This window comes from Frankia sp. CpI1-P, assembly GCF_001421075.1.
In the GTDB taxonomy this organism is placed as follows: domain Bacteria; phylum Actinomycetota; class Actinomycetes; order Frankiales; family Frankiaceae; genus Frankia; species Frankia torreyi.
Map to the genome: position 1 here is coordinate 106,157 of NZ_LJJX01000004.1, position 26,109 is coordinate 132,265.

Annotated in this window: 16 protein-coding genes, 1 tRNA gene and 25 pseudogenes; 20 read left to right on the plus strand and 22 right to left on the minus strand. The window is 72.7% G+C overall.

What is annotated here, in order from left to right:
- Positions 1-25: 25 nt before the first annotated feature.
- The 6 genes and pseudogenes from FF86_RS39935 to FF86_RS39945 form a co-directional block, all read left to right on the plus strand.
- A partial coding sequence (locus FF86_RS39935; RefSeq protein WP_255355700.1) for an FAD/NAD(P)-binding protein occupies positions 26-245 on the plus strand: 220 nt, incomplete at its 3' end.
- Position 246: 1 nt separating this feature from the next.
- A pseudogene (locus FF86_RS39940) lies at positions 247-1,147 on the plus strand (NAD(P)/FAD-dependent oxidoreductase); the annotation flags it as partial.
- A gap of 1 nt (position 1,148) precedes the next feature.
- A pseudogene (locus FF86_RS64995) lies at positions 1,149-1,555 on the plus strand (NAD(P)/FAD-dependent oxidoreductase); the annotation flags it as partial.
- Positions 1,556-1,977: 422 nt separating this feature from the next.
- Positions 1,978-2,052 (plus strand) — tRNA-Leu (locus FF86_RS04110).
- Positions 2,053-2,353: 301 nt separating this feature from the next.
- Positions 2,354-2,908, plus strand: a 555-nt coding sequence (locus FF86_RS04115) for a Bax inhibitor-1/YccA family protein (RefSeq protein WP_242418145.1), incomplete at its 3' end; no start/stop codon positions are given.
- Position 2,909: 1 nt separating this feature from the next.
- Positions 2,910-3,112: pseudogene (locus FF86_RS39945) on the plus strand (Bax inhibitor-1/YccA family protein); the annotation flags it as partial.
- 23 nt (positions 3,113-3,135) lie between these two features.
- Here the strand turns inward: FF86_RS39945 and FF86_RS04120 are convergent.
- Both FF86_RS04120 and FF86_RS04125 read right to left on the minus strand, forming a co-directional pair.
- A partial coding sequence (locus FF86_RS04120) for a PPOX class F420-dependent oxidoreductase (protein ID WP_242418146.1) occupies positions 3,136-3,513 on the minus strand: 378 nt, incomplete at its 5' end.
- Positions 3,514-3,670: 157 nt separating this feature from the next.
- Positions 3,671-3,877 (minus strand): DUF4287 domain-containing protein (locus FF86_RS04125; protein ID WP_242418147.1); only part of this gene is annotated, 207 nt, incomplete at its 5' end.
- 130 nt (positions 3,878-4,007) lie between these two features.
- Here FF86_RS04125 and FF86_RS04130 point away from each other — a divergent pair.
- Entirely contained in the window at positions 4,008-4,388 is a 381-nt protein-coding gene (locus FF86_RS04130) for a hypothetical protein (RefSeq protein ID WP_044883403.1), read from the plus strand.
- A gap of 87 nt (positions 4,389-4,475) precedes the next feature.
- On the opposite strand, the gene FF86_RS04135 is transcribed toward FF86_RS04130, so the two are convergent.
- From FF86_RS04135 to FF86_RS39960, 4 genes and pseudogenes are all read right to left on the minus strand, one after another.
- Positions 4,476-5,693: a DUF459 domain-containing protein gene (locus FF86_RS04135; protein WP_236705467.1), complete on the minus strand. Its 1,218-nt coding sequence runs from the start codon at positions 5,691-5,693 to the stop codon at positions 4,476-4,478.
- Positions 5,694-5,813: 120 nt separating this feature from the next.
- Positions 5,814-6,859, minus strand: a 1,046-nt coding sequence (locus tag FF86_RS39950) for an MBOAT family protein (protein WP_255355701.1), incomplete at its 5' end; no start/stop codon positions are given.
- A gap of 1 nt (position 6,860) precedes the next feature.
- Positions 6,861-6,958: pseudogene (locus FF86_RS39955) on the minus strand (hypothetical protein); the annotation flags it as partial.
- 1 nt (position 6,959) lies between these two features.
- Positions 6,960-7,442 (minus strand): annotated as a pseudogene (locus FF86_RS39960) (MBOAT family protein); the annotation flags it as partial.
- 246 nt (positions 7,443-7,688) lie between these two features.
- Here FF86_RS39960 and FF86_RS04145 point away from each other — a divergent pair.
- Positions 7,689-8,369 (plus strand): alpha/beta fold hydrolase (locus tag FF86_RS04145; RefSeq protein WP_242418148.1); only part of this gene is annotated, 681 nt, incomplete at its 3' end.
- Between the two features lies 1 nt (position 8,370).
- Positions 8,371-8,588 (plus strand): annotated as a pseudogene (locus tag FF86_RS39965) (alpha/beta fold hydrolase); the annotation flags it as partial.
- Positions 8,589-8,639: 51 nt separating this feature from the next.
- On the opposite strand, the pseudogene FF86_RS39970 reads toward FF86_RS39965, so the two are convergent.
- A pseudogene (locus tag FF86_RS39970) lies at positions 8,640-8,915 on the minus strand (hypothetical protein); the annotation flags it as partial.
- Positions 8,916-10,676: 1,761 nt separating this feature from the next.
- On the minus strand, positions 10,677-11,009 hold the full coding sequence (locus FF86_RS39975; RefSeq protein ID WP_044883504.1) for an antibiotic biosynthesis monooxygenase: 333 nt from the start codon (positions 11,007-11,009) through the stop codon (positions 10,677-10,679).
- Between FF86_RS39975 and FF86_RS65000 the strand changes: the two genes are divergently transcribed.
- From FF86_RS65000 to FF86_RS61850, 4 genes and pseudogenes are all read left to right on the plus strand, one after another.
- On the plus strand, positions 10,974-11,173 hold a 200-nt coding region (locus FF86_RS65000), incomplete at its 3' end, for a pentapeptide repeat-containing protein (RefSeq protein WP_396229762.1). The genes FF86_RS39975 and FF86_RS65000 overlap by 36 nt on opposite strands.
- A gap of 98 nt (positions 11,174-11,271) precedes the next feature.
- A pseudogene (locus tag FF86_RS39980) lies at positions 11,272-11,470 on the plus strand (PadR family transcriptional regulator); the annotation flags it as partial.
- A gap of 1 nt (position 11,471) precedes the next feature.
- Positions 11,472-11,739, plus strand: a pseudogene (locus FF86_RS61845) (PadR family transcriptional regulator); the annotation flags it as partial.
- Position 11,740: 1 nt separating this feature from the next.
- Positions 11,741-11,943, plus strand: a pseudogene (locus tag FF86_RS61850) (PadR family transcriptional regulator); the annotation flags it as partial.
- Here the strand turns inward: FF86_RS61850 and FF86_RS39990 are convergent.
- The 8 genes and pseudogenes from FF86_RS39990 to FF86_RS40015 all read right to left on the minus strand — a co-directional run.
- Positions 11,863-12,229: pseudogene (locus FF86_RS39990) on the minus strand (hypothetical protein); the annotation flags it as partial. The pseudogenes FF86_RS61850 and FF86_RS39990 overlap by 81 nt on opposite strands.
- A gap of 1 nt (position 12,230) precedes the next feature.
- Positions 12,231-12,878 (minus strand): annotated as a pseudogene (locus tag FF86_RS39995) (hypothetical protein); the annotation flags it as partial.
- Between the two features lies 1 nt (position 12,879).
- A pseudogene (locus FF86_RS40000) lies at positions 12,880-13,372 on the minus strand (hypothetical protein); the annotation flags it as partial.
- Position 13,373: 1 nt separating this feature from the next.
- Positions 13,374-13,857 (minus strand): annotated as a pseudogene (locus FF86_RS40005) (hypothetical protein); the annotation flags it as partial.
- A 24-nt stretch (positions 13,858-13,881) separates the two neighbouring features.
- Positions 13,882-14,630 (minus strand): annotated as a pseudogene (locus FF86_RS40010) (magnesium chelatase); the annotation flags it as partial.
- Between the two features lie 133 nt (positions 14,631-14,763).
- A pseudogene (locus FF86_RS63585) lies at positions 14,764-15,273 on the minus strand (magnesium chelatase); the annotation flags it as partial.
- Positions 15,274-15,625: 352 nt separating this feature from the next.
- Positions 15,626-15,988, minus strand: a 363-nt coding sequence (locus tag FF86_RS04180) for a GreA/GreB family elongation factor (protein WP_242418149.1), incomplete at its 5' end; no start/stop codon positions are given.
- 1 nt (position 15,989) lies between these two features.
- Positions 15,990-16,108, minus strand: a pseudogene (locus FF86_RS40015) (transcription elongation factor GreA); the annotation flags it as partial.
- Between the two features lie 447 nt (positions 16,109-16,555).
- Here FF86_RS40015 and FF86_RS40020 point away from each other — a divergent pair.
- From FF86_RS40020 to FF86_RS04190, 4 genes and pseudogenes are all read left to right on the plus strand, one after another.
- Positions 16,556-16,857, plus strand: a 302-nt coding sequence (locus FF86_RS40020) for a PIG-L family deacetylase (protein ID WP_242418150.1), incomplete at its 3' end; no start/stop codon positions are given.
- A 1-nt stretch (position 16,858) separates the two neighbouring features.
- Positions 16,859-17,066: pseudogene (locus FF86_RS40025) on the plus strand (PIG-L family deacetylase); the annotation flags it as partial.
- Positions 17,067-17,073: 7 nt separating this feature from the next.
- Positions 17,074-17,449 (plus strand): annotated as a pseudogene (locus tag FF86_RS40030) (mycothiol conjugate amidase Mca); the annotation flags it as partial.
- 201 nt (positions 17,450-17,650) lie between these two features.
- Positions 17,651-18,007 (plus strand): hypothetical protein, encoded by a 357-nt coding sequence (locus FF86_RS04190; RefSeq protein WP_044883507.1) that lies wholly within the window; start codon positions 17,651-17,653, stop codon positions 18,005-18,007.
- A gap of 222 nt (positions 18,008-18,229) precedes the next feature.
- Here the strand turns inward: FF86_RS04190 and FF86_RS40035 are convergent.
- From FF86_RS40035 to FF86_RS40045, 3 pseudogenes are all read right to left on the minus strand, one after another.
- Positions 18,230-18,534 (minus strand): annotated as a pseudogene (locus FF86_RS40035) (class I tRNA ligase family protein); the annotation flags it as partial.
- A 1-nt stretch (position 18,535) separates the two neighbouring features.
- Positions 18,536-20,403 (minus strand): annotated as a pseudogene (locus tag FF86_RS40040) (leucine--tRNA ligase); the annotation flags it as partial.
- Between the two features lie 13 nt (positions 20,404-20,416).
- Positions 20,417-21,287: pseudogene (locus tag FF86_RS40045) on the minus strand (class I tRNA ligase family protein); the annotation flags it as partial.
- A gap of 467 nt (positions 21,288-21,754) precedes the next feature.
- On the opposite strand from FF86_RS40045, the gene FF86_RS04200 reads away from it, so the two are divergent.
- A partial coding sequence (locus FF86_RS04200) for a thioredoxin domain-containing protein (RefSeq protein ID WP_242418151.1) occupies positions 21,755-23,696 on the plus strand: 1,942 nt, incomplete at its 3' end.
- A 239-nt stretch (positions 23,697-23,935) separates the two neighbouring features.
- A complete protein-coding gene (locus FF86_RS04205) occupies positions 23,936-24,511 on the plus strand; it encodes a hypothetical protein (RefSeq protein ID WP_044883414.1) in 576 nt (191 codons plus the stop codon).
- Positions 24,512-24,594: 83 nt separating this feature from the next.
- On the opposite strand, the gene FF86_RS40050 is transcribed toward FF86_RS04205, so the two are convergent.
- From FF86_RS40050 to FF86_RS40060, 3 genes and pseudogenes are all read right to left on the minus strand, one after another.
- The coding region (locus tag FF86_RS40050) for a hemolysin III family protein (protein WP_242418152.1) at positions 24,595-24,812 on the minus strand (218 nt) is incomplete at its 5' end.
- Between the two features lies 1 nt (position 24,813).
- Positions 24,814-24,950: pseudogene (locus FF86_RS40055) on the minus strand (hemolysin III family protein); the annotation flags it as partial.
- A gap of 1 nt (position 24,951) precedes the next feature.
- Positions 24,952-25,290, minus strand: a pseudogene (locus FF86_RS40060) (hemolysin III family protein); the annotation flags it as partial.
- Between the two features lie 282 nt (positions 25,291-25,572).
- Between FF86_RS40060 and FF86_RS40065 the strand changes: the two are divergent.
- Positions 25,573-26,108: pseudogene (locus FF86_RS40065) on the plus strand (phosphoenolpyruvate carboxykinase); the annotation flags it as partial.
- Position 26,109: the final 1 nt, after the last annotated feature.

Genomic DNA, 26,109 nt, shown 5'->3' on the forward strand with positions numbered 1-26,109 from the left:
CGGCCCCCGCGGGTACCGTTTTTGCATGGGCTATGGGCAGGCACCGCACATCCTCATCGTCGGCGGGGGATACGTCGGCATGTACACGGCCCTGCGGCTTCGGCGGAAGCTGCATGGGGACGAGGCGACCATCACCGTCGTCGAACCCAACTCATACATGACCTACCAGCCGTTTCTCCCGGAGGCGGCTGCCGGTAACCTTGAGCCACGGCACGTTGTCGTTCCGCTACGCAAGGTGCTGAAGGNCTGCCGGATCATCAGCGGCCATGTCGTGATGGTGTCGCACGAGCAACGCACGGCATCCATCCAGCCGCTCCTCGGGGATGCTTTCGACCTTAAGTACGACATTCTGGTGATCTGTCCCGGTTCGGTGGCCCGGACGCTCCCGATCCCGGGTCTCGCCGAGCAGGGAATCGGATTCAAGAGCGCGGCCGAGGCCATCTATCTCCGAAACCAGGTCATCAGCCGCCTCGACGCGGCCGCGTCGGCCACCGATGCCGCGGTCCGGCGGCGCGCACTCACCTTCCTCTTCATCGGTGGCGGATATGCCGGAATTGAGGCGCTCGCCGAACTCGAGGACATGGCGCGTGATGCATGTTCTTATTACCCGGATCTGGCGCCCGCGGACATGCGCTGGGTGCTTGTCGAGGCGACGGGTCGCATTCTCCCCGAGGTTTCGCCCGCAATGGGGCTGTATACGGTCAAGCAGCTCGAACACCGCGGAATCCAGGTGAAGCTGAACACCAGGGTCGAAAGTCTGCTCGATGGAAATGTCGTTCTCGACGACGGCGAGCGATTCGAGGCCGGCACCGTGGTGTGGACGGCCGGTGTCAAGCCCAATCCGATGCTCGCCCGGACCGATCTGCCGCTCGACGAGCGCGGCCGGCTGCGGGCCACCGCCTTCCTCCAGGTCGACGGGGTGGCGGACGCCTGGACCGCCGGCGACTGCGCGGCCGTGCCCGACCTGACCAAGGGCGAGGGGGCGACGACCGGACCGTCCGCCCAGCACGCCGTGCGGCAGGCTCGCCGGCTGGCGGAGAACCTCCTCGCCGAGCTGCGGCACGAGCCCATCAGGCCCTACGAGCACAGCTATGCCGGCAGCGTGGCGTCCCTGGGGCTGCACAAGGGCGTGGCCGAGATCTACGGGNTCAGGCTGCGGGGCTGGCCCGCCTGGCTGATGCACCGGACGTACCACCTCAGCCGGGTGCCCACGGTGAACCGCAAGGCCCGCGTGGTGGCCGACTGGACCCTGGCGCTGTTCTTCCGCCGCGAGATCGTCTCGCTGGGCTCGTTCGCCGACCCCCGGGCGGAGTTCCGCCGGGTGGCGACCCCCGCGTCCGCCCCGGCCGCCGGCACGCACGCGGCCCCCGGCATGCCGGCCGCGGTCGACGGCCCCGCCGCGGACTCCGCCGCCGACTCCACCGCGGACAAGGCCGTGCCCGCCGCGTCCACCTTCCCCGGGACGCCCGCCGCCGCGCCTGCCCCGCCTGGGACGCCCGCTCCCCCCGCCACGGCGGCAGAGGCGAACTCGCAGGCCGCGCAGCGGCGGAGCTGACCGTCGCCCGCGCCCGCGGGCCCCGCCACGACCCCACGGCGGCCGGTGAATCCCCGCCTCCTGTGGGGTTCACCGGCCGTCGCTGCTTCACGGGCCGTCGCTGCTTCACGGGCCGTCGCTGCTTCACGGGCCGTCGCTGCTTCACCGGCTGCCGCTGCTTCACCGGCCGCCGCTGCTTAACGACACCAAGGTGGGGGCGGGATTCCGGCATCTCCGGACTGGCCCGACGCTGCTAACGAGCCGCGAGCTCGGCTTTCCGACGATCTGGGTCGTCCACTGATCGGCGGGGATGGCAATGCGGCAGCGCCCTAGTCACGATGAGTCACGCTTTCGTGGGGGCCGCCATCTCCGGACCACTTTTTCCGCGATGTGTTATTCCCAGACCCTACGCAGCATGGTAGAAACATCAGCGATGTAGACGAGCCGGTGTATCCCAACTGGTAGAGGAGGCTGTCCTAAAAACAGCTCGAGTGTCGGTTCGACTCCGACCACCGGCACAATCCATTGCCGATCGCCCGCGTGCGTTGATGAACGCCGCGGGTGGTCGGCATGGAAGGCTTCGTCGCCATGGTGAGGTGCGCCCCCGTGTGGGGGCGCAATGATTCCTTGCATCGCCGAATCCGCTACTATCCGTTCTAGATTCGTTACAACATCAGTGTGTGGTGGTCGAGCCCGCCAGCCCACGGCGCCGACCGGGCGGCGGGAACCTCGCCGACAGTGGGTTCGTTGCGTGGTTGACGTGTGCACCAACTGATGACGGTGGCGCCGCCCCGGCGGCGACCGAGAGGAGCCGGCTCGATGGCCGACCTTCGTTCCTCGAACCCCGTGCTGCGGCGCGGCGGGTTCGCGCCGCCGCCGACGCCCACCCCGGAGGAGCTCGCCAGCCACTACCGGCAGCCGACCACCCTCACCGTCGACGACGTGGTCGTGCACACGCTGGGGCTGTTCGCCCTGCTGGGTGTCGGCGGTGCTGTCGGCTGGGTGGTCGGGCGGGACGCCCCGGGCATCGCGCTGGCCGCCGGTCTCGTCGCGCTGGTCATCAGCCTCGTCGTGTCGATGCGCAATCGGCTGCGCCCGTCGCTGGTCATCGCCTTCGCGCTGATCGAGGGCGTCGCGGTGGGGGCGATCTCGCGCTTCTACGAGGACGACTTCGCGGGCATCGTCCCGCAGGCGCTGCTCGGCACCGGGCTGATCTTCGTCGCGATGCTCCTCGCCTACCGCAGCCGCCGGCTGCGGGCCACTCCGCGGATGGCCCGCATCGTCACCGGCGTGTTGTTCGGCGTCGTCCTGCTCAGCCTGGTCGACCTGGTCGTCAGGGCGGTCAGCGGGAGCCATCTGCCAGTGATCAACGACNCGACGCCGCTGGGCATCCTGTTCAGCGTGCTGGTGCTCGGTGTCGCGAGCCTCCAGTTCATCCTCGACTTCGACTACATCGAGCGGGCGATCGCCGCGGGCGCGCCGCGCTCCGAGGCCTGGCGGGCCGGCTTCGGCCTGCTGATCGGCTTCGTCTGGGTCTACCTGGAGATGCTGCGGCTGCTGTCCAAGCTGCGCCAGTAGCCCGGCGCCCGCCCGGACCGGGCTCAGCCGGAACGGTCCGGGCCGGCGGCGGTGGGTGTGACCCGCAGGATGCAGCGCTGATCGCGGACCATCGCCGCTCGGTAGTCGTCCCAGTCGGGATGCTCGCCGGAGATGTCGCGGTAGTAACCGACCAGCAGTTCCATCGCCGCCGGTAGCCGGACGATCTCCGCGGTGCCGGTGATCTGCACCCACGGTCCGAAGAAGTCGTCCGGCAGCACGCACAGCCGCACGGTCGCGTCGCGCTCGACATGGCCGACCTTGTACGCGGTGAGCCTGGTACTGATCAGCAGACGACCCTCGGCGTCCACCCCGACCGTCACCGGCGACATCTGCGGGCTGCCGTCCCGGCGGGTGGTGCTGAGCACCGCCCGGTGATGATCNCGGACGAACTCGGTGGCGGCATCAAGGTCCATCCGCACATTCTGTCCGACGGGACGTGACTCCCGCGACGTGGACCGCGGAAGGTGACCGAGGCCGGACGGGGCGGAGCGGCGGCGCCGTGGCGGCCGGCCAGGCCCGCCGCGACGCCCCGGGGCCTTACGCCCGGCTTGCCCGCCGCCGCAGGTCCGCCTCGTGGACGAGGGCGGCCGCGAAGCTGTGCGGCAGGTTGTGCTCGGCGCGTAGCCAGTTCACCCGTTCGGTGAAGCGCAGCAGGCCCGGACCGTCGTCCAGCCGGCTTAGCCAGTGGTTCACCCCGTGCCCCGTTGCCTTCGGAATCCGCTCGATGAGGCTCTGGTGGGTCTGNGGGGAGCGGTTGAGCGACATGCGCGCCTCCAGAAGTGAAACCCGACGTCAACGGCTCATGTCGCCAGCGTGCCCCATGCCACAGCAAAGGGCAAGGCCCCGTTCGGGCCTCGTGGGGTATCCTGCCCGGATGTCCGATGAGGTCAGTGATCTCAGTCGGGAGGTGGGTCTGCTCATCCGCCGTATCCGGGGATGGGCCGGCTCTTCCTGGGACGTCGCGGTGGGTTCGGGGATGACCCGGGCGGAGCGCACGGTTCGGCTGCTCGACGAGCTGGCCGCGCTCGGCGAACGGATCGGCACGGGTGCGCCCGTCGAGATGCGTCCGCCGAGGCTCGCCACCCACGCCCTGCCCGACCAGCTCGCCGTGCTCGCCGAGGACCTGCTGGCCGCGCTCGACGCCGCCGGCGCCACCCTTCCGTCCACCCGCGAGGTGCTGACCGACGCCCGCGCGGCGGTGACCCGGGCGCGTGCGGACCTCGACGGCGCCGGCTTTGGGTTCCGCGTGCGCTGATTGCGGCCGCCACCCCAGACCGACCGTTCGACCCGAGCGCATCGGCCGACCTGAGCGCGGCCGTCGGCTTCGGTGCACCGTTCGGTGTCAGTGCAGCCGCCAGGTGCTCCGGACGGCGTCGAGCACGTGCGCCGCGGCGATTCGCGCCCCGTCGAGGGTCAGGTGCACCCCGTCGCGGGACCGGGCGAGCACGTCCCGCCCGTCGGCGGCGGTCAGGTAGTCGCTGTAGGCGCCGCCGTGCGACAGCCACGGGGTCAGGTCGAGGTAGCTCGCGCCGCTCACCCCCGCCGCCGCGGCCGCCGTCGCCGCGTTCAGCCGATGGAAGTAGCCGTTCAACCGGTTGGAGCGGGCCGGGGGCAGGCTGAGCCACAGCAGCCGCCTGGCGCCGTTCCCGGTCCAGATTCGCATGACGACGCTGGCCCGCCGCTGGTACTCGGCCTCCCACTCGGCCGATCCGGCGGGCAGCACCGTCCTGTCGGGGAGCGTGATGCCCTGCCCGTCGTTGCCGCCCATGGCGACGATGACCAGCTCCGGGCTGCGCGCGGTGACCTGGTCGCGGGCATGGGCGGCCCAGTCGAAGAAGTCGGGCCGGACCAGGCCGGTGCCGAACCGGGTCTCGGTCTGTGCCCGGACCGTGCCCGGCGCCGTGTTCGTGATGGTGGGGCCGAGGGACTCGGTCAGGGAATCGCCGGTGACGAGCACCCGCAGCGGGTCGGCGGTGGTGGGCAGGCGCAGTGGGGCGGGGGCGGGCGGGGCGGTGGGTAGCTCGGCGGTGCCGGGGCGGCCCGGCACCGCCGCGTCCGCCGCGGCGCGGCTCGCCGCGGTCGCCAGCTCCGAGTCGCCGCCGCGCGGCGCGGTCCCGTGGCCGAAGGCGCGGGCCAGCCAGCGGTCCGGCGCGTCCAGGCGCGCCGTGTGCGTCACCCGCTCGATCGGCCGCGCCGCGCTCAGCACGAGGGTGCGGGTGAGCCCCGGACGCATGCCTTCGCCGGCATGGACCATGGCGGGGGCGCGCAGCACGGCGAGCAGCCCCAGCACGGCGACGACCAGCAGCAGGGCGCGGCGCGCCGGGACGGCGTCCGCCCCGACCTGCGGCGGGCGGGCGCGATGGCGTGGCTGGGCCGGCACCTCCTGCCTGGCTGGTTGGTGCGATGGACGGTCCTGGGCGAAGCGACGGCCCCGCGGTCCGCGGGGGATCCGCGGTGGCGGTCCGGCGGGCAGGGGTGCCGGGGCGGGCGGGGGCGCGGGGGCGGGGGTGGGGGCGGACGCCGGCGGCCGGGTCGGCACCGCATCGTCGCGCTCGGTCATGGTCGCGGGCTCCGTCGGCGGCTGGGGGAGGGGGAACCGGACCTCGTCTTCCGTGGTGCGTCGATTACCTTAGGTGATTTACCTCGCCCTGTTGGTCCTCTGCGCCCCGGCGGGCCGTCCTCAGAAGCGGAAATAGATGAAGGGGGCGACGTCCTGTTGCCCGACGACCGCGTAGATGACCATCATCGAGACGGTCAGCAGGACGATCTGCGGGCCGAGGCTCACCCGGGCGAACCGGGCCCGCGTCCCGGCCCACCAGCTCGGCGGGATGGCCGCCGTGGCCAGGCCCACCACGATCGCGGCCAGCACCGCGGGGGTGACCAGCGGCGCCGGGCCGCCCGCGGTGAACAGCCGCGCGAACAGCCGGCCCGCCGTGTCCAGATCCGGGGCGCGGAAGAGCACCCAGGTCGCGCAGACGAAGTGAAAGACGGCCAGCCGGGCCGCCCAGCCCCGCACGGGGCCGCCGACCCGGGCCGCACTCCCAGCGGCACTCCCAGTCGCACTCCCGGCGGCGCTCCGAGCGGCGTCGGCTGGCAGGGGAGTCACCACCACCCCGACCGGCTGGGGCGTGGGCGCCGGCGAGACGGCGCCCGCCCCGGCGTCGGTGGCTGCGCGCTGGGCGGTGAGGGGTTCGCCGAGGGGGGCGGGGGCGGCGGCGCGCGGCAGCGGTATGCGGACGAGCCCGGCGGCGGCCGCCCGCCTCGTCCGCCAGATCCGCAGTCGGCGCTCGGTGACCAGGGCCGCGCCGTGCAGTGCCCCCCACAGCACGAAGGTCCACGACGCGCCGTGCCACAGGCCTCCCAGAGTCATAGTGATCATGAGGTTCAGGTAGGTCCGGCGACGTCCGCGCCGGCTCCCGCCGAGGGGCAGGTACACGTAGTCGCGCAGCCAGCGCGACAGCGTCATGTGCCAGCGTCGCCAGAACTCCTGCAGGCTGCGTGACGCGTACGGCCGGTCGAAGTTGTCCGGGAAGCGGAAGCCGAGCAGCAGCGCGATCCCGATGGCGATGTCGGAGTAGGCCGAGAAGTCGCAGTAGATCTGGACGGCGTAGCCGTACACGGCGGCGAGGATCTCCGCGGACGAGTGCTGGCCCGGGGCGTCGAAGACCGGGTCGACCAGCCGGGAGGCGAGGACGTCGGCGAGCACCACCTTCTTGATCAGTCCCCNGAGGATGAGGAACGCCGCCCGGGTGGTCGGCACCCGGGCCGGGTCGCGCGGCGTGGCGAGCTGCGGGAGGAACTCGCTGGCCCGCACGATCGGACCGGNCACGAGATGCGGGAAGAACGCCTCGTAGACGGCGAAGTCGAGCAGCGGTGCCGGCGCGTTGATCCCCCGGTGGACGTCGATGACGTAGCTCAGCGCCTGGAAGGTGAAGAACGAGATCCCGATGGGCAGCGCCACCTGGAGCAGCGGGAGCGGCGCGGGCAGTCCGACGTCGGCCAGGGCGCGATCGACGGACAGCGCGAAGAAGCCGTAGTACTTGAACCAGCCGAGCAGGCCGAGGTCGCAGGCGATCGCGGCGGCGAGGATGCGGCGGTCCCGGAAGCGGTGGATCGCCCGCGCGGCGGCCTGGTTGATCAGGGTCGAGGCGACGATGAGCAGGACGAACCGGGCGTCGGCGAAGCCGTAGAAGAAGTACGACGCGGCGAGGATGAACGGCTTCCACAGCGCCGGCCGGGGCATCAGCAGCCAGGACAGCGTCATCACCACGACGAAGAACGCCGCGAACTCGATCGTCGGAAAGATCACGTATGGCCGTCCANGGAGATCGGGTGGGCGGCGGGTGGCGGGTGGCCCTTCGGGGGCCACATCGATACTCTATGAAGCTAAGAAGATACATAAAGTAGTGACCAGCCGGAGGGTGNGCGCTGACGCGTGGCGGGACGACCGGTGAGATCGGTCGCCTCGGCGGGCGCAGCGGCCCGAATGGGTGAGGTTGGCTCGATTCAGCCGGGAAGGCGTGCACGTCAGCCACGGGATGGCTACCTTCCGACCATGGGCATCGTCACGGTCAACGGCATCGACCTCGCCTACGAGATCCACGGCGACGACGACGGTCTGCCGTTGCTGATGATCGGCGGCCTTGGGCAGCAGCTCGTCGGCTGGCATCCCGACCTGCTCGCCGCGCTCGCCCGGCGCGGCTACCGGGCGATCGTCTTCGACAACCGCGACGTGGGCCTGTCCACCCACCTCGATCACCTCGGCCGGCCCGACCTCGGGGCGATCATCGCCGGACGCTTCGACCTCGCCCCCTACGGGCTCGCCGACCTCGCCACCGACGCGCTGGGCCTGCTCACCGCGCTCGGCGTCGAGTCGGCGCACCTGCTGGGCCTGTCGATGGGCGGCATGGTCGCCCAGATCGCGGCCCTGCGCAGCCCGGAGCGGGTCCGCAGCCTCACGTCGGTGATGTCGCACCCCGGCGACCACCGGGTGCAACCGACGCCGGAGGCCATCGGGTTGTTCCTGCGCCCGGCGCCGGAAGACGTGGAGCAGTCCGTTCTCGCCGCGCACGAGGCGCATCGGGTGCTCGGCTCGCCGGAGTTCGCGCCGGACGAGGCGTGGCTGCGCCGGCGCGCCGAGATCTACTGGGACCGCCGGGCCAGCCCCGACGGTGTGCTGCGCCAGGTCGCCGCGGTGCTCTCCGCCCCGGACCGCACCGCGGAGCTCGCCGGGCTGNGCCCGCCCACCCTCGTCGTCCACGGCGGCGCCGACCCGCTCGTTCCCGTGATCGGTGGCCGGCTCACGGCCGCGGCCATCCCGGCCGCGGAGCTGTTGGAGATCGACGGGATGGGCCACGACCTGCCCCGGCAGGTGTGGGACCGGGTGCTGGACAAGCTGGAGGACGTCGTCGACCGCGGGGAGGCCCCTCGGCGCCCCCTCGCCGCCGCGAGCTGAGCGGACGCGAGCTGAGCGGACGCGAGGCCCGTCGGGTCGCCGCCCACCGGCTCACGCGCCGGGTTTGACCACCATCAGGGCGACGACCACGACCCAGCAGGCGGAGCTCAGCACCGCGCCGCCGGTGACGGTGCCGAGCCGGCGCCGAGCGTCCCCACCGGCGTCGATCTCGGCGACGGCGTGCGACAGGCCGGGTGCGATGACCGCCAGGCAGATCCCGCACGCCACCACCCACAGCACCAGCGAGCCCAGCAGCCAGGAGTCGCTGAACGACCGCACGCTGCCGAACGACCCCTGGTGCACCATCCCCGCGCCGGTCACCGCGATNAGCAGCGAGGCCAGCCCGAACCCACGCACCAGTCGGGCGGCGAGCCGCAGCATCGGCAGGGCGCTCGGCCCGGCCCGCAGCAGCCGGGGGACCGCCGCGCAGACCAGGGTCAGCGGTCCGATGACGAAGATCGCGAGAAGGACGTGCAGGGTGAGGAGGAGCCCGAAGCTGCCCGGATGCGGCATGCGCAGACGGTACCGACTGACTCCTCCCGCTTGTACACCGACCGCTTGTACACCGCCTTTGGGCCGACTGTGCTGGTCCTGTGCCCCGTGTGCCCCGTGTGCCCCATGTGCCCCATGCACCTCGCCGGGGCTCGCGGGGCTCGCGCCTCAGAGCGGGTAGGACTGGTAGTAGAGCAGTTTCACCGCCTCGCCGAAGTGCGTCCCGTACAGGCGGTCGGTGGATCCGGCGTAGGCGTAGCTGACCACCCCGTCGATCCAGCCGTGGCCGGGCCCGAGCCGGCCGAACCCGGTGATGAACGGGCCGCCGCTCGCGCCCGCCGTCATCCGGCAGTGAACTCCGATCGCCGGGCCCCCGTACGGGTCGGCCGACCCGGGCCCGGCGCAGTAGATGAGCTGGTTGCCGTCGTACGGCAACAGGCGTGGATAGCCGAAGCTGTACTGCGGGTAGGTGTTCGGCAGGCCGAACGCGATGCCCTGCCCCCCGACCACGTCCTCGATGTNCCGGCCGCCGTGGGTGTTGAACAGTGCGAAGCCGGCGTCGACGTCGAAGCTCGAGCCGCTCGCCCAACCCGGTGTCACGGTCAGCCGGCGGGCGGTCCAGATGCCGTACGGCATGGTCCCGTCGACGTAGCCCGGGACGAAGGCGACCTGCTGGGCGAACTGCGCGCCGGTGCCGCCGTGCAGGCAGTGCCCCGCGGTCACGACGAGGTCGCGGACCGGGCTGGTCACCACGCTCGCCGAACACGCGAAATCGGCGCCGCCGATCGTGGTGAACAGCCGGCCGGTGGTCGCCGTGACCAGACCGCCCCGGGTGTACGGCGTGCCGTCGCTGGGCGGCGGCGGCGTGCTCGACAGTCCGGGGCTCGGGTCGTCGGCGAACGGCGTGCCCGCCGCCGCCGCGCCGGCGTTGGCATCGGCGCGGTCGGTGGTGTGGGAGCCGAAGGCCCGGTCGCGACGTTCGGTCGTCCAGTACCGTTCGACCGCGCGCTGCTCGGCGGCGGTCACCGCCCCGGGCGCCGACAGCGGCGCCGGCCGACCTTGGGTGATCTCGGCGGCGGGGTCGGCCGGCCGGACCGGCCCGGCGTCGGGACCAGCGATCGGCGGGCCGCCGGCCGCCGGCCGCACATCCGCGCCCGGTAGGCCGCCCAGTGCGTCTGGGCCGGGCAGGCCGTCCGCGAGGATCGCGCCGCCCGGCGCGGCCTGGGCGGGGTTGGCCGGCATGGCCGTGGGGGCGAGCCCCACGCCCGCGGCCAGCAGCACGGCGGCGACCAGCCGCGAACGGGCCGGTGGCCGGGGCCGCTGCTCGCGCTGCCGCAGGCTCGCCCGGTGCCTCGCGCCCGTCGCGCCCTCCCCTGCCCTCCGTGACTTCACGATCGCGCAGAGTAGCAGAATTCGAGATCTGGATGGTCGGGGCGCGACGGCCGCCTGCCGGGTGCCGGTCAGATCCCCCGCGGCGGGTGAGGGTCACGGGCCCCGGCCGGCCCGGGCGGTCGGCGGCGGGCCTTTCGGGTGCTGTGGGTGCGGCCGACCGTGACCCCGGCGGAGCGTGGCCGGTTGTGGGCCCTGTGGGTGTGGTCAGTCGGCGGGCGCGGCGAGGTGCTCGTGGGCCTGTGCCCAGGTGGGGGCGCCGGCGCCGGCCGGCGGGTGCCAGAAGACGAACCGGGACTGGGCCATGGCGGGTCCGAGGCGGCGCATCGCCTCCCGGTGGTGGGGGTCGCCGACGAACGCGTCCAGCGCGGCCCGGTCCGTCCACGCGGACAGGGTCAGGTATTCACGCCGCAGCGGCCGGGCGACGAGCGAGACGCCGAGGGCGCCGGGCGCGGCGAGCAGGGCTCGCCGGACGGCGAGTGCCGAGCGCAGCATCGTGACCGAGTGTCGGGCCGAGGTGAGGACGAAGCGCGAGGCCATGACCTCGATGGCACCGTCTTCGATGGCACCGTCTTCGATGGCGCCGACCTCGATGGCGCCGACCTCGATGGCGCCGACCTCGATGGCGCCGACCTCGGCGCCGGTGCCCGCGGGCTCGGCCGCGCCGGCCTTGCGGCCGGGCGGGGTGGTCCAGGAAATCGTCGNCACGGTGACCCACCTCCACAATAGTCTGACTCGGACCGTTGCTGGGGTCAGGATAGTCTCAAAGAGACGGTATGAGTCAAGCCGTATGATGGAGACCATGGCGGAGATCGTGCTGACACCGGTGTCGTATCTGGTCCTCGGGGAGGTGGCCCGCCGCGGCAGTGCCACGCCCTACGACCTCAAGGTGTCGGTCGCCGAATCGGTCGGGAACTACTGGTCGTTCCCGCACGCGCAGCTCTACAAGGAGCCGCCGCGCCTCGCCGAGGCCGGGCTGCTGGCCGAGGAACGGGAGGCCGNGGGGCGCCGCCGGCGCATCTTCCGGATCACCGACGCCGGTCGGCGCAGTCTGCAGGACTGGCTCTCCTCGGCCGATTCCGGGCGCACCGAACTGCGCGACCTCGGCCTGCTCAAACTCGCGTTCGCCGACCTCGGCCGTCCCGGCGACGTCGCCCGGCTCGCCCGTGCCCAGGCTGCCGCGCACCGGGCGCACCTGGAGGTCTACCGCACGCTGGCCGCGCTGCCGCCGGACGCCATGGTCTGGACGTTGCGGCGCACGCTGGACCTCNGGCTCGCCTACGAGCGGCTCGTGGCGGAGTTCTGGGAGCGGCTCGCCGCCGACCCCGTCGTCACTCGTATCCCCCCGCCCCCCGCCGAGCCCGCGCGGCCGGCGGGGGACACCCCGGGCGGGTCAGCGGGCGACGCGGTGGCGTCCCCGGGAACGCAGGTAGTCCCGGATGACGTAGCTGCCGAGGGCGGTGGGGTCGGGTGACAGGACCCGCCCGCCGTTGCGGCGGGCCATCTCCTCGACGAACTGCACGAGCCGCGGCTCGTCGTCGAGCATGAACACGTTGATGGTCACCCCGCGGCGGGTCAGCCGGTCCACCTCGGCCAGGGTCAGCTCCAGGGTCTCGGGCATCGGCGGCCAGGAGAACGACGGAGTGCCGTCGCGCAGCAGGTGCGCGGTGGGCTCCCCGTCGGTGACGACCATGACGACCGGCTCGGCCTGCGGGTACCGGCTGAGCAGCCGGCCGGCGATGAGCAGGGCGTGCTGCAGGNTGGTGCCCTGGACCATCTCGGAGTCCAGGCCGGCGAGCTCCACCGGCCGCAGTTCGCGGGCGTAGTCCGAGAAGCCGATGATGTGGATCTTGTCCTGTGGGAACGACGTGCTGACGAGGGTGTGCAGCGCCAACGCCGTCGACTTCGCGATCCCCCACGTCCCGCGCAGGGCCATCGAGTAGGACAGGTCGACGAGCAGACAGACCGCGGCGGTGGTGCGCCGCTCGGTCTCGGCGACCTCGAAGTCGCCGACCTCCAGCCGCACCGGCCGGCCCTTGCCGGTCGGCCCGGCGCGCAGCACGGCGTTACGCACCGTGCGGACGACGTCGATCGGTTGGGTGTCGCCGAACTGCCAGGCCCGCGAGGTGCCGAGCAGGTCGCCGGCGGAGCCGGCGTCGGTGAGGTTGTGGTCGCCGCGGCCGCGGGCGGAGACCTGGCGAAAGATCCGGGCCAGCGCCGCCTGCCCGATCCGGCGGACCGCGCGGGGGGTGAGCTCCAGGCTGCCGGCCCGGCGGGTGATGAACCCCTGCTGCTCCAGCTCCCGCTCGATCTGCTGCAGGCTGCGCAGGTCGTCGACGGCGGAACGGCCCAGCGCCCGAGCGACCGCATCCGGGTCGATGTCCTCCAGCGAGGCCCCGGCGTAGTCCTNCCCGAGCGCGGCGGCGAGCTCGTCGAGTTCCGCGAGTTCCTCCAGCGCCGAGGTGGCGTCGCCGAGGCCCAGCGGCTCGTCTCCGGTGAGGCCCTCGCCGAGCCGGCCGCCGCGCCCACGGGCCCGGCCGCCCCAGTTCAGGTCCGGGCGGGAGGCGCGCAGCGCCTGGGCGAGCCGGGACATCTCGGCGGCCAGGCCCAGGTCCTCCATGGCGGTGGACATCAGATCGGCGAGCTCGGAGCGCTGCTGCGGGGTGAGCCCGGCGAGCAGCCGGGCGGCCGCCGCCGCACGGCGCGCCAGCGCGTCGACCAGCTCCTCGAGCGACTGCGGGTTCTCCGGGAAGAAGTCGCCGTACTGGGACATGAACTCGGCGAACGCGGCGTCGGTGTCCTCGCCGCGGGCGTCGGCCTCCAGCAGGGTGTTCAGCGACCCGATCATGTCCCGGATGCGGGCGAAATCCTCCGGCGTCGCCCCTTCCAGGGCCTGCTTCATGNCCCTGAACTGGCTGTCGAGGACCTCTCGGCGCAGCAGCTCGGAGATCTTCTCGTAGGTCTCGCGGGCCTGCGGGGAACGCCAGTCGTACTCGGCCAGCGACCGCACCGCGCGCGCCGGGTCGGCGGGCAGCGCGTCGAGCTCGGCCTCCCGCAGGCGGGCCTCATCCGACGGGTCGGGGAACAGCGCCGCCCGCTCCTGCCCGACGGCCGTGTCGAGCAGTCGGCGGACCTCCTCCAGGGTGCCGTCCATCCGGCCGCGGGACCGGGCCTCGCGCCGGCGCCGCTCGATGGCGCGGCGCATGTCGTCCAGCCCGCGACGGCCCGGCATGCCGCGGCGCAGCAGAGCCTCCAGCGCCTCCCGGGGGGTGCGCCCCTCCAGGATCTGGCGGGACATCTCGTCGAGCGCGCCGGCCGCGGTGAAGGGGGAGGCGAGCGGGTCGGGCCCCCCGTCCCAGGGGCCGTAACGGAATGCGCCGGAGCTCACCGGGGTCCTCCCACGGGGGTCATGTCAGGAGCCGTAGACCGTCCGGCCCGGCAGCTCTTCCTTCGCCAGCCGGCGGTTGAGGTGCAGTCCCTCCATCGCCAGCTCCAGCGCCGCCGCGGCGAGGCCGGGCGACTCCGCGCCATCCACGCCGAGTCGGTTCAGGATCGCCGCGAGACCGGGCACCGGACCGACCCGGCGCAGCAGCTCGGCGGCGGGCACCATGTCGCCCGTCTCGACCGGGCCGTCGGCGTCGAACCGGTTCTGCAGCCCGGTGAGGTCGGCCCCGGCGAGGCGGGCCCGGAACGTCTCGGCGATCGCGCGGCGCAGCAGCAGCGCGAGCACCTCGTCCTCGCGCCCCTCCTCGAGCTGGTCGAACTCGACCTTGCCGCGCACCGCCGGCACGATCGCGGCGAGGTCGACCACCCGGGCGGTGGGCGTCTCCTCCCCGGTCAGCGCCGCGCGGCGGACCGCGGAGGCGGCCACCGTCTCGGCCGCGGCCACCGCCAGCCGGGCCGACACCCCCGAACGCTGGTCGACCTGTGGGGCGTCGCGGACGAGCCGGGTGAACCGGGCCACGATCTCCAGCAGGTGATCGGCGAGCTCGGGAGTGCCCAGCGGCGAGCCCGCCCAGGAGATCACGGACTCCTGGCGGATCAGCGCGAGCTCGTCGGCGAGCTGCAGCGGGTAGTGGGTGCGCACCTCGGCGCCGAAGCGGTCCTTGAGCGGGGTGATGATCCGGCCGCGGTTGGTGTAGTCCTCGGGGTTCGCCGAGGNCACCAGCAGCAGGTCGAGCGGCAGGCGCAGCAGGTAGCCGCGGACCTGGATGTCGCGCTCCTCCAGCACGTTGAGCAGCGACACCTGGATGCGCTCGGCGAGGTCGGGCAGCTCGTTGACGCTGAAGATGCNGCGGTTCGTGCGCGGCACCAGGCCGTAATGCACCGTCTCCGGGTCGCCGAGGGTGCGGCCCTCGGCGACCTTCACCGGGTCGACGTCGCCGATCAGGTCGCCCACGCTGGTGTCCGGCGTGGCGAGCTTCTCGCCGAACCGGTCGGAGCGGTGGCGCCAGCCGATCGGAAGCTCGTCGCCGAGCTGGGCCGCCAGCGCCCGGCAGCGGCCGCAGACCGGCGCGTACGGGTGGTCGTTGATCTCGCAGCCGGCGACGGCGGGCGACCACTCGTCGAGCAGGCTCACCAGGGTGCGGATGAGCCGGGTCTTGCCCTGGCCCCGCTCGCCCAGGAAGACGATGTCGTGACCGGCCAGGATGGCGCGCTCGACCTGCGGCAGGACGGTCTCGTCGAACCCGACGATGCCCGGGAAGCGGGGCGTGTCGCCCTTCATCAGGGCGACGAGGTTGTCGCGCAGCTCCGTGCGGACGGTTCGGTGAACGTGCCCGCTGCGGCGAAGCTCACCCACCGTNGCATAGGGCGGAGCGGTATCCGCCGGCGCGGTGGCCGGGGATGTCGCGGTCGGTGGCATGGAATGACGGGGCGGTGCCGGCAGATCCTCCACGCGTCGACGGTACGTCGACACCGCCCGCGACGCAGCCAAGTCGGCTGCCGTCCGCTGCAGGCGTAGTCGGGGGTACGCCGCCCGCCCCCGCCCGAAGGAGCCCGCCCCCGCCCGAAGGAGCCCGCCCCCGCCCGAAGGAGCCCTCTTCCCGCCGACCGGCCCAGCCGGGCGGGCCGGCTCCTAGGTGCCGGCGCGCCAGCCACGATGGGTGACCCCCGGTCCGGCCGAAGTGGCATGGCCGAACCAGGCTCCGGTGCCGTCAGGAGCCGTAAGGTGCGACCGAGACGATCTCGACCTTCGCGGAGCGGCCGTTGGGAAGCGTGTAGCTGACGGTCTCGCCTGCCTTGTGGCCGTTCACGGCACCGCCGAGCGGGGAGGCGGGGGAGAACACGTCGATGGGAGTGCTGTGGTCCTCGCGGGAGCCGATGAGGAACTTCTCGGTCGCCTGCTCGCCGGGGAAGCGCACCTCGACGACCGTGCCCGGACCGGCCTCACCGGTGGTGTTGGGCGCCTCGCCCACCTGCGCGTCGCGCAGCAGGTCGGCGAGCTGGCGGATCCGGGCCTCCTGCTTGCCCTGCTCCTCCTTGGCGGCGTGGTAGCCACCGTTTTCCTTGAGGTCGCCNTCCTCACGGGCCGCCTCGATCTTGGTCGCGATCTCCGTGCGCCAGGGGCCGGTGAGGTAGTCGAGCTCGGAGCGGAGCCGGTCGTATGCCTCCTGAGTGAGCCAAGTCTGCTGCGTCACGCGGGTCACGCTCCTCGGTGAACATCAAAAGGGTCACGATATCAAGGTGAATCAAGGAATCCAGGGTCGAGCCCGCTGACTCCTCACGGCGGCTGCTCCACCACCGGGAGACCCCAGACCAGCGGTTCTACCCTCCTGGGTGAACCGTCAGTCCGTGGTTTCGACCATGACCGCACGCCTGGCGGAGNGGGAGCGTGGCGAACGGGTGCCGCACTCCATCGGTCCCCCGGGGCCGGACCGACACCGATGTCGGTACGCCGGCCGGCGACGTCGCACCCGTCACTGCATGCGCGGACGGTGCATTGTGCCACGTCGTTGGGTGACTTTTCCAGATCAAACGTGGAGGCGGGCTCCATGGTTCCGCACAGTGGTGTAGCACGGCGGTCACGTCACGGCCACCCGGGTCGATGGCCGCGGTCTGGCCCGGCCGTCAGCGACAATGGTGGCATGCCTTCGGTCGACGAGCGGCATGGCCTGCGTCTCATGGCCATCCATGCCCACCCCGATGACGAGTCCAGCAAGGGCGCGGCCACGATGGCGCGTTACGCGAGCGAAGGCGTGGACGTGCTGGTCGTGACGTGTACCGGTGGTGAGGAGGGCAGCATCCTCAACCCGGCGATGGACTCACCCGGCGTCGCCGAGCGCATCACCGAGATCCGCCGTGAGGAGATGGAGAACGCCCGGCGCATCCTCGGCGTGCGCCAGGAGTGGCTCGGCTTCGTCGACTCCGGCCTGCCCGAGGGCGACCCNCTGCCGCCCGTGCCACCGGGGCGCTTCGCCACCACGCCACTGACCGCGGCGGCCCAGCCCCTGGTCAGGCTGATCCGCACCTTCCGGCCGCAGGTCATCACGACCTACGACGAGTCCGGCGGTTACCCGCACCCCGACCACATCATGACGCACAAGATCAGCATCGAGGCGTTCGAGGCGGCCGGCGACCCCGAGCGCTATCCCGAGGNGGGGGNGGAAGCCGGGTTCGCCCCCTGGCAGCCGCTCAAGCTGTACTACCACCTCACCTTCCACAAGGAGCGCATCCTGGCGCTGCACGAGGCGCTGCTGGCCCGCGGACTGGAGTCCCCCTACACGGAACGCCTGGACGAGTGGGCCGACCGGGCGGCGGACGCGGGCCGGCTCACCACCCGGGTGCCGTGCGCGGACTGGTTCTCGACCCGCGATCGAGCCCTGATCGCGCATGCCACCCAGGTCGACCCCACCGGATGGTGGTTCCGGGTTCCGCTCGACGTGCAGCGGGAGGCCTGGCCCACCGAGGACTACCAGCTCGCCCGCTCGCTGATCGAGGTCGGCACGCTGCCCGAGGACGACCTGTTCAACGGCGTGTGATCGTGCGCACGGCGGGTGGCCGGCCGGCCGGCGGGGGCCGATCGGCGCCCACCTCGGGCGGTCCAGCGCGGCGTAATGTCGGGGGTGGGTACCGCCGGGAGCCCACGGCGCACCGCCCGCTGGGGCGGAGCCGGCCGCGCGCTCGCGCGGCGCAGCGGCGGGCTGACCGCAGAGTTTGGACCCGGGTGTGAGGACGTCACCGTGAACGAGATCTTCGCCGGTTCGGTGCTGGCCGAGCAGGAGCACAGCGCGGGCGGTCTTGGGTTGCTCATCGTCGTGGGGCTGATCGTGGTCTCCACCGGGCTGTTCTTCATGCTCTCGAGGAGCCTGCGCCGAATGCGCGCGAACGTGGCGAACGGTGATTTCCTCGGGGTCGAGTCCGACCGGCTCAGCGGCCCGGTCGATCCCCGCCAGGCGATCCGCCGCCGGTCGGTGCTGGCCGGCCGGCGGGGCCCGGTGATCGACGGCGAGGTCGGCGGCGATGCCGCGGCCACGGGTGGCGCGGGCGAGCATCTTGACCTGCCCGTCCAGCCCGGCCCCCCGTCCTCCGGCGGCTGAGCCGGGAGCCCCACCACACCATCGCTGCTTCCCTGCCCTTCCAGAGGGTTCTGTGCCCGATTGATCCCTCTGGAAGGGCAGGGTAAGGCCGGAGCGGTCAGCCCAGGGCGATGTTGACGATGCGGCCGGGGACGATGATGACCTTCTTGATGGAGCGGCCCTCGGTCTGGCGCGCGTAGTCGGGGTGCGCGGTGAGCAGCTCGCGGATCACGGGCTCCGCGNCACCGTCGGGCACCTGGAGGGTGAACCGCACCTTCCCGTTCACCTGGACCGGGATGGTCCGCTCGGACTCGGCGGCCAGCGCCGGGTCGCCCACGGGGAAGGCCGCGCGGCTCACCGACTCGCTGTGCCCGAGCCGGGTCCACAGCTCCTCCGCGATGTGCGGAGCCAGCGGCGCGGCCATCAGCACCAGCGGCTCGGCCAGCGCCCGGGGGGTCGCGGACTGGCCGTACCGCTTCGAGACGAAGTTCGTCAGCTCGATGAGCCGGGCGACGGCCGTGTTGAACCGCAGGCCCGCGTACTCCGCCNCCAACGTGATGATCGTCCGATGCAGGACGCGGGTGGCCTCGGCGTCCAGTTGCTCGTCGGAGACGGCGACCGTCCCGCTGCCCTCGTCGACGACCGCGCGCCACAGGCGCTGCAGGAACCGGTGCGAGCCGACGATGTCGTCGGTGTGCCAGGGCCGGTCGGCGTCGAGCGGACCCATCGCCATCTCGTAGACCCGCAGGGTGTCGGCGCCGAACCGGTCGTACATCTCGTCCGGGCTGACGCTGTTCTTCAGGCTCTTGCCCATTTTCCCGGAGCGGCGGTCGACCGGCGCCCCCTGGTGGGTGAACCGGCCGTCGCCGCTCGCCTCCACCTCGGCCGCCGGGACGTACATCCCGCGGGCGTCGGTGAACGCATCGGCCTGGATGTAGCCCTGGTTGAACAGCCGCTTGAACGGCTCCTTGGACGAGACGTGCCCCAGGTCGTAGAGGACCTTCTGCCAGAACCGGGCGTAGAGCAGGTGCAGCACCGCGTGCTCGACGCCGCCGACGTAGAGGTCGACGCCGCCGTCGCCGGCCGCCGCGCCCGGCTTGGCCATCCAGTACCGCTCGACGGTCTCGTCGACGAACCGCTCGGTGTTGGTCGGGTCCAGGTAGCGCAGGTGGTACCAGCAGGACCCGGCCCACTGCGGCATCGTGTTCGTCTCGCGCCGGTAGCGCTTCGGGCCGTCACCGAGGTCGAGGGTGACGCTCGCCCAGTCGGCCACGCGGGCCAGCGGCGGTACCGGATCGCTCTCGTCGTCCTCGGCCATCGCCGTCGGCCGGAAATCGGTCATCTCGGGCAGCTCGACGGGCAGCAGCTCGTCCGGGACGGCATGCGGCAGGCCGTCGTCGTCGAAGACGATCGGGAACGGCTCGCCCCAGTAGCGCTGCCGGGAGAACAGCCAGTCCCGCAGCCGGTAGGACCGGGCCGACCGGCCCGCGCCGAGCTCCTCCAGCCAGGCGACGGTCGTCTTGATCGCGTCGGTCTTGCCCAGGCCGGTGAGCACCGGGGCTCCCGCCGGGCCGGGCAGGTAGGCGCCCTCGCCGCTGAACGCGTCCGGCCACGCCGACGGCGGCGCGCCGGGTGTCACGTCGCGCTCGGCGTACCACGGCTCGTCGGGCGCCAGCACCGCCGGGATCGGCAGGTCGAAGGCGCGCGCGAAGCTGAAGTCCCGGCTGTCGTGCGCCGGCACGGCCATGATCGCGCCGGTGCCGTAGCCGACGAGGACGTAGTCGGCGAGGAAGACCGGGATCTCCGCGCCGCCCACCGGGTTGCGGACATAGGCGCCGGTGAACACGCCGGTACGGTCGATCTCCTCGCCGCGTTGGCGGTCGCTGCGCTGCGCCGCGAAGGCCCGGTAGGCCTCGACCGCGGCGCGCGGCGTCCAGGTCGGGTCGGCGGCAGCGGTCTCAGTAGCGGTCTCAGTAGCGGCCTCGGGGGCGCCGTGGCCGGCCGGGAAGCGCCAGCCGGCCGGGGTGCCCGCCGGCCAGGCGTCGGCGACCAGCGCGTCGACCTGCGGATGCTCGGGCGCCAGCACCAGGAAGGTCGCCCCGGCGAGGGTGTCCGGGCGGGTGGTGTAGACCTCGATGCGCGGCGCGGGGGAGGACCCGGCGGTGCCGGTGACCGCGTCCGTCGTGCCGGCTGGGCGGGTCGTGCCGCCTGCGCCGGTAGCACCGGGGGTGACGAGGGCGAATTCGACGCTCGCGCCGTCGCTCGGGCTGATCCAGTTGCGCTGCATCTGCTTGATCGAATCCGACCAGTCGACCAGGTCCAGGTCGGCGACCAGCCGTTCGGCGTAGGCGGTGATCCGCAGCACCCACTGCCGCAGCGGCCGGCGGAACACCGGGTAGTTCCCGATGTCGCTGCGGNCCTCGGCGGTGNCCTCCTCGTTCGCCAGCACGGTGCCGAGCCCGGGGCACCAGTTGACGAGCTGTTCGGAGATGTAGGCCAGGCGGTGGGCGTCGACGACCCGGCGGCGGGCGACCCGGTCCAGCTCGGCCCAGGGCAGGCCCGCCGGGTTCGCGGCGCGCACGGCGTCGACCGACACGGCGGTGGTGCCGGCGGCGGGGCCGGCCACCGGCGAGCGGGTGCCGGCCTCGAACTCGGCGATCAGCTCCGCGATCGGCCGCGCCCGGCCGGCCTGCGGGTCGTACCAGGCGTCGAAGATCTGCTCGAAGATCCACTGCGTCCAGCGGTAGTACCCGACGTCGGTCGTGGCGATCTCGCGGCGGGTGTCGTGGCCGAGCCCCAGTCGGGAGAGCTGCCGACGCATGTTGGCGATGTTGGCGTCGGTGGTCGTGCGCGGGTGCTGGCCGGTGTTGATGGCGTACTGCTCGGCGGGCAGGCCGAAGGCGTCGTAGCCGAACGGGTGCAGCACATGGCGGCCGGACATCCGCAGGTAGCGGGCGAACACGTCGGTGCCGATGTACCCGAGCGGATGCCCGACGTGCAGGCCGGTGCCGCTGGGGTAGGGGAACATGTCCATGATGTAGAACGGCTCGCGCCCGGCGACCTCGTCGAAGCCCGCGGCCAGCGGCCCGACCGGGTTCGGCGAGTTGAACGTCCCCTCGTCGGCCCACCGACGCTGCCAGCGGCGCTCGATGTCCGCGGCGAGCCGGGCGTCGTAGCGGAACCCCGGCTCGTCGCCGGTCCTGGCGGTGGGCGTGGCGCCGGATGAAGATGCGGCGCCGGACGGGGCTGCCGTGGCGTTCGCGGCGCCGGCGTCGGTGCCGTGCTCGGCCGTCTCACTCATTCGCTCGTGCCACCCCAACTCGTTGGTACTCCGACCCTGCGACAACCCTTCCGAGCGCCCGCGACGACCCTTCGACCGCTCTCGCGGCGCAACGGCGGCCTGGCGGACGGCGATCGAGCGAGTGGACGGCGGACGGGCGAGCGAGCGGAGGAGCCGGGATCGTGCCTTTCTCCGAGCGTATCCGGTCCCGTGCACCCCGGTTCCGACCGCACGCCACCACGAGCGGACCGGGCCGGTCGACCCGCCCCGGTTGCGGCGGTGGTCTGGCCTGAGCTCGGTTGGGTACCGAGAGTGCACCAGCCGACACGCCAGAAGCTGGCCGGGCAGGGTCCGGTCGGGGGTGCCGATGGCCACAGTCGGCGCGCCGGGGCACGGGTGGGGGCATAGCCGCTCGCCGCTTTGGTTGCATAGCCAGTGACCCGGGGTTCCACAGACCCGGGCGACGCCAGACCCTGAGGAGTTGCCCGGTGCCGAACAAGCTGGCGGAGCAGACGTCTCCGTACCTGCTCCAGCATGCGGACAACCCCGTCGACTGGTGGCCGTGGTGCCCGGAGGCGTTCGCGGAGGCGGCCCGCCGCGGGGTGCCCGTGCTGCTCTCGGTGGGCTATGCCTCCTGCCACTGGTGCCACGTCATGGCGCACGAGTCGTTCGAGGACGTGGTCACCGCCGCCTACATGAACGACCACTTCGTCAACATCAAGGTGGACCGGGAGGAGCGGCCGGACGTCGATTCCGTCTACATGGACGTCACGGTCGCCCTGACCGGTCACGGGGGTTGGCCGATGACGGTCTTCCTCACCCCGACCGCCGAGCCGTTCTTCGCCGGCACCTACTTCCCGCCCCGACCCCGGCCGGGCATGGGGTCGTTCCGCCAGGTCATGGAGGCCGTGGTCGCCGCCTGGCAGACCAGGCGGGCGGAGATCGAGGAGTCGGGCGCCGACATCGCCCGCCGGCTGGCGGAGGCGGCGGCGCGCGGCCCGGTGGCCGGGCTCGCCGCGAGCCCGACGTCCGGCGTCGCCGACGAGCTGAGCCCGCCGCTGCTGGACACGGCCGTCGCGGGCCTGTCCGCCCGGTTCGACGCTCGGCACGGCGGATTCGGCGGGGCGCCGAAGTTCCCGCCGTCCATGGTCGCGGAGATGCTGTTGCGCCACGCCGCCCGCACCGGCGACGAGCACAGCCTGGAGATGGTGGCGCTCACCTGCGAGCGGATGGCCCGCGGCGGCATGTACGACCAGCTCGCCGGCGGCTTCGCCCGCTACAGCGTCGACGCGACGTGGACCGTCCCGCACTTCGAGAAGATGCTCTACGACAACGCCCAGCTGCTGCGGGTGTACCTGCACCTGTGGCGGGCCACCGGCTCGCCGCTGGCCCGGCGGGTGGTCCGGGAGACCGCGGCGTTCCTGCTCGCCGACCTGCGCACCCCGCAGGGCGGGTTCGCCTCGGCGCTCGACGCGGACGCGGTGCCGGCGGGCGTCCCGGCGGCCCACGCGCAGCCCGAGGAGGGCGCGAGCTACTCGTGGACACCCGCCGGCCTGCGCGCCGCCCTCGGCGCGGACGACGGCGCCTGGGCGGCGGAGATCTTCGGTGTCACCCCGGAGGGCACGTTCGAGCACGGGACGTCCGTGTTGCAGTTGCCGGCGGACCCGCCCGACGCGGCGCGCTTCGCGGCGGTGCGCGCGACCCTCGCCGCCGCCCGGGCCGGCCGTCCGCAGCCCGCCCGGGACGACAAGGTGGTCGCCGCCTGGAACGGGCTGGCGATCGCCGCCCTCGCCGAGGCCGGCGTGCTGCTCGATGAGCCGGCCTGGATCCGCGCCGCCGAGGACGCGGCCGTGCTGCTGCGCGACGTCCATCTCGTGGCGGGCCGGTTGCGGCGCACCAGCCGGGACGGCCGGGTCGGGACGAACGCCGGTGTGCTGGAGGACTACGGCGACGTCGCCGAGGGGCTGCTGACCCTGCACCAGGTCACCGGGGATCCGGAGTGGCTGACCCTGGCCGGCGAGCTGCTCGACGTGGTCCGGGCCCGGTTCGCCGCACCGGACGGCGGCTTCTTCGACACCGCGGACGACGCGGAGGCACTGCTGCGCCGCCCCCGCGACGACTCGGACTCGGCGACCCCGTCGGGCCAGGCGGCGGTGGCGGGTGCCCTGCTCACCTACGCGGCCCTGACCGGCTCGGCCGAGCACCGGCGCACCGCCGAGGCGACCGTCGCCCGGTTCGCGCCGCTGCTGTCCCGCGACGCCCGGTTCGCCGGCTGGGCCGGGGCGGTCGCCGAGGCGCTGCTCGCCGGGCCGGCCGAGGTTGCCGTCGTGGACAGTCCGGCCCTGGAACGGCTCGCCCGGCTGGGCACCGCGCCGGGGGCCGTCGTGGTGACCAGCGGGCCGTTGGTCGCCGGGCGGGGGGCCCCAGGGGNGTACGTCTGCCGGGACTTCGTCTGCGAGCTACCCGTGCATACCGCGGAGGAGGTCCGCAGTCAGCTCGGCGTGAAGGTCGCCACCTGAGGCCCCAGGCACTTTCACTCGTGACCCGGTAAGCGTGTAATCGTCGGCGGGGTGTGTCGGCGCGCACCCCGGCGGGGCCACGGCTCCGGACCAGTTCGGCAGGCCGGGCCCGTCCGCGGGCCCGGCCCGGGGGACCTGAGGAGACTCGTCATGTCCGGTCCGCGTGGGCGCGGTTATGGCAGGCCGGGGGACCGGGCGGAGTCGGTGCCGGCGCAGGACGCGCCGGACTGGTTCGCGGCCCACATCCCCGCCGGGTGGTTCACCGGCCCGCCGGCCGTGGTCGTCGACCGGGACGAGATCACCGTCGTCGGGGAGCTCCCCGTCGAGGAACCCCTCCTTCACTCCGGAGGGGTGGAGCTGCCGGCTGGGCGTGATCCGGAGGCCGCCGCCCTGATCCGCCGCTTCCGCGAGCGCACCCGGGACGAGCGGATCGCCATCGCCGCCGAGGCCGAGCGGCGCTACGGGCGCAAGGTCGCGTGGGGGGCGACCGCCGGCACGGCCAGCGAGCTGTTCACCGTGCTGTCCGTGCCGGTGATGACGCGGCTGCGCCAGCCGGAGCGTCAGGTGCTGGACACGCTCGTCGAATCCGGCGTGGCACGCAGCCGCAGCGAGGCGCTGGCCTGGTGCGTCCGGCTGGTCGGGGACAACTCCGACACCTGGCTGCGCCAGCTTCGCGAGGCCCTCGAACAGGTCGAGAAGATCCGCTCCGAGGGCCCCGGCCGCTGACCTCTCCTCCTGCGCTCCTCCTGCGCCGCCGTGTGTCGGGCGGGTTGGGCGGGTCGGGCGGGTTGGGCAGCGGGTCGGGCGGGTCAGTAGATCGCGAACATCAGGGCGATGTAGTGGCAGGCCGCGGCGACGAGGGTGAAGGCGTGGAACACCTCGTGGTAGCCGAAGGTCGCCGGGGCCGGGTCCGGTCGCCGCGCGGCGTAGACGACGGCACCAAGGCTGTAGCAGACGCCGCCGACCAGCAACAGGACCATCGAGGCGATCCCGGCCCGGTGGGCGAGCTCCGGGATGACGAAGATGGNGACCCAGCCGAGGGCGATGTACAGCGGCACGGTCAGGTACCGCGGGGAGTGCAGCCACAGCATCCGGATGGTCACGCCGAGTGCCGCTCCGCCCCACACCACGGCCAGGACCACGCGAGCCGTGCTCGCCGGCATCGNAAGGAGGGCAAAAGGGGTATAAGTCCCGGCGATGAAAATAAAGATCATTGAATGGTCGAGGCGTTTCATGCGCGCTCGAGCACGTGACGTCGACCACATCGTGCGATGGTAGAGCGCGCTCGTTCCGAACAGCGCCGCAATACTCAGTGCGTATATCGCGATCCCCAGTCGGGCACGGAGCGTGGTGGCCAGCGCCACGGCAAGGAGACCCAGTGCAAGGCTTACGGGGAATGCCCCGGCATGTAGCCATCCCCGCATACGTGGTCGCACCAGGTCACGGGGGTGGGCGGGGCCGTCCGCCTGCGGAGGCCCGGCGGGCTGCTGCGTGAGGGAAGCCACGCCGAGGACGATAACCCGAGGCTTCCGCCAGCCACGAGACGGAGTCACCCGGCGGCGGTCCGTCCGTACCGGTGCGTGATGGATCCGACGCTTCTGTCCACTCGCTATCGCGCGACTGCGGGGGGAACGCGCGGTACAGTCTAATGATCCTGAACGCGGCCTCGAACTGCCCCTGTACCGCGGGTTTTGTCAGCGCGTGAACGAATACGTTCGAGTACTGAAGTCGGCACCTGCGCACGGGGCAAGAACGCGGCGGGTTCGACTCGACCGGAGGTGTGAGCTGTGACGACCGCGGCACAGATTCCGGGGCTGGAAGCGGCCCCGACGAAGCACGCCAGGCTGGTCGCCTGGGTGCGTGAGATCGCCGAACTCACCCAGCCGGAACGGGTTGAGTGGTGCGACGGATCGGAGGCCGAGTTCGACCGGTTGACCAGTCTCCTGATCGAGAAGGGGACCCTGGTCCGGCTGGACGACGAAAAGCGTCCCAACAGCTTTTACGCCGCCTCGGACCCCAGCGACGTGGCCCGGGTCGAGGATCGCACCTACATCTGCTCCGAGAAGGCCGAGGACGCCGGCCCCACGAACAACTGGATGGACCCGGCGGAGATGCGGGTCAAGCTCCAGGGCCTGTTCGAGGGCTCCATGCGCGGTCGCACGATGTATGTCGTGCCATTCTGCATGGGTCCGCTCGGATCGCATATCTCGGCCCTCGGGGTCGAAATCACCGACTCGCCTTACGTTGTCATTTCAATGCGCACCATGACCCGTATGGGAGCGCCCGCACTCGAACAGCTCGGTGAAGACGGCTTCTTTGTGCCN

Excerpts from the sequence above, each read along its gene's own strand:
- FF86_RS04130 (WP_044883403.1), top strand. The coding sequence starts at position 4,008 with ATGTCCGATGAGGTCAGTGATCTCAGTCGGGAGGTGGGTCTGCTCATC.
- FF86_RS04135 (WP_236705467.1), bottom strand. The coding sequence starts at position 5,693 with ATGACCGAGCGCGACGATGCGGTGCCGACCCGGCCGCCGGCGTCCGCC.
- FF86_RS39975 (WP_044883504.1), bottom strand. The coding sequence starts at position 11,009 with ATGGCCTCGCGCTTCGTCCTCACCTCGGCCCGACACTCGGTCACGATG.
- FF86_RS04205 (WP_044883414.1), top strand. The coding sequence starts at position 23,936 with ATGTCCGGTCCGCGTGGGCGCGGTTATGGCAGGCCGGGGGACCGGGCG.